The sequence below is a fragment of the Mycobacterium sp. genome, from assembly GCF_049802695.1.
In the GTDB taxonomy this organism is placed as follows: Bacteria; Actinomycetota; Actinomycetes; order Mycobacteriales; family Mycobacteriaceae; genus Mycobacterium.
In genome coordinates, this window is record NZ_JBARMY010000163.1 from 1 (window position 1) to 1,550 (window position 1,550).

2 protein-coding genes and 1 pseudogene are annotated in these 1,550 nt (G+C 61.4%); all 3 read left to right on the forward strand.

Going from position 1 to position 1,550, the window contains the following annotated elements; all coding sequences use genetic code 11:
* Positions 1-205 (forward strand): annotated as a pseudogene (locus WA317_RS06675) (FAD-dependent monooxygenase); the annotation flags it as partial.
* Entirely contained in the window at positions 202-939 is a 738-nt protein-coding gene (locus WA317_RS06680) for an SGNH/GDSL hydrolase family protein (protein ID WP_425172289.1), read from the forward strand. The pseudogene WA317_RS06675 and the gene WA317_RS06680, both read left to right, overlap by 4 nt.
* Positions 940-1,051: 112 nt before the next feature.
* On the forward strand, positions 1,052-1,550 hold a 499-nt coding region (locus WA317_RS06685), incomplete at its 3' end, for a TetR/AcrR family transcriptional regulator (RefSeq protein ID WP_425172290.1).

Below are 1,550 nucleotides of genomic sequence, written 5' to 3' on the forward strand. Positions count from 1 at the left end.
ACCGATCACCGTCCACCGGATCGGGGCCGCCGGCGATGTGCAAGATCCCGACCGCGCCTGGCTGCAGGCCGCGGGAATCGCGACCGGCGGAGCTCTGCTGGTCCGCCCCGACGATTTCGTCGGCTGGCGGGCCGCCACTCTTCCGCAATCGCCGGCAGACGACCTCCGCCGGGCGCTATGTCAGATTCTCGGCAGGGCGCCATGACCGACCCGCGCGAAACGGTGGTCTGCCTGGGTTCCAGTACCACCGCGTCGAAGGGAACCTACAAATGGATCGACGAGCTGGATAAGCGGCCGCAAAACAAACGATTTCGATTCGTCAACCTCGGTGTGGGCGGTGATCTGTCGTTCCACACCGTCGGATTGCTCGATCGCGTTATCGCCTTGCAACCCGACCGGGTGATCGTCCTGATCGGGACTAACGACATCATGGCGAGCGTATTTCCGAATTTCAGGCGATTCGTCCGGGTATGGAAGCGGCTCTCGGACGAGCCATCGCCGGCGCGGTTCGAGGAGAACCTGTACTTCATCGTGCGCAAGCTACAGCGCGGCGCCAATCCGAAGATCGGGCTGAGTTCGCTTGCGCCGCTTGGAGAAGATCCCCATTCGCGCGACCCCGTCCAAGCGCGGCTCAATGACTTGATCACCACTTACAACGAGATCATCGCCAGCGTCGCGTCGAACGAGCACACGGACTACATTCCCTTCAACGAGTCTTTCCAGAGACAACTTGTCCGCGCACGCACGTCTAAAGCGTTTACCCATTTCGCAATCGGATCCTTCTACCGCGATTATGTGTTTCGGGAAATGATTCTGCGACGAAGCTTCGATGAGATCTCACGAATGAACGGTTGGGACTGCCACATTGACGGCATTCACCTCAACAGCAAGGGTGGGCGAATGCTCGTCGAGGTGGTGCAGCAATTCTTGGACTCCTGAGGGCCGACCGTTGCCGACATCGTCGAACGGTGTGAACAGTGCCCGGCCGCTCTCAAGCCCGGCAATGCGTGACTGTTGACCAAAATCGATTTCTGGTCATAGACTGACCGCCGTGGTGGTGCAACGCTCCCGCGGCGACCGGCGAGAGAGGGCGGATCGCATCCTCGATACCGCTCGAGAGTTGTTGCTGTCCTGGGGTTATCGGCGGGTGACGATCGATGAACTGGCTCGTCGGGCGGGTGTTGGCAAGGGCACCGTCTACCTGCACTGGCGCTCTCGCGAGGAAGTGTTCCACGCGGTCAGCGCTCGCGAAGCGGCGGCGATGGCGGACGCGATTGTGCAGGCGGTACGTGATGATCCGGCCGAGGTCGCACTGCACCGTTATCTGCGGCGGCTGTTCGTCGAGGCGATGAACCGGCCGGTTTTGCGCGCGCTCTACACCCGCGACGCCGACACTCTCGACACTTTCCTCGCCTCGACACATCATCACCACCTCGAGGAGAGCAAGCTCGGAGTCAACCGCGACTACCTAGGTGTGCTCGCCGCGGAGGGGATGCTGCGATCGGGTTTGCGGCTGAACGATCTCGATTACACCTTGCCCACCATCGTGT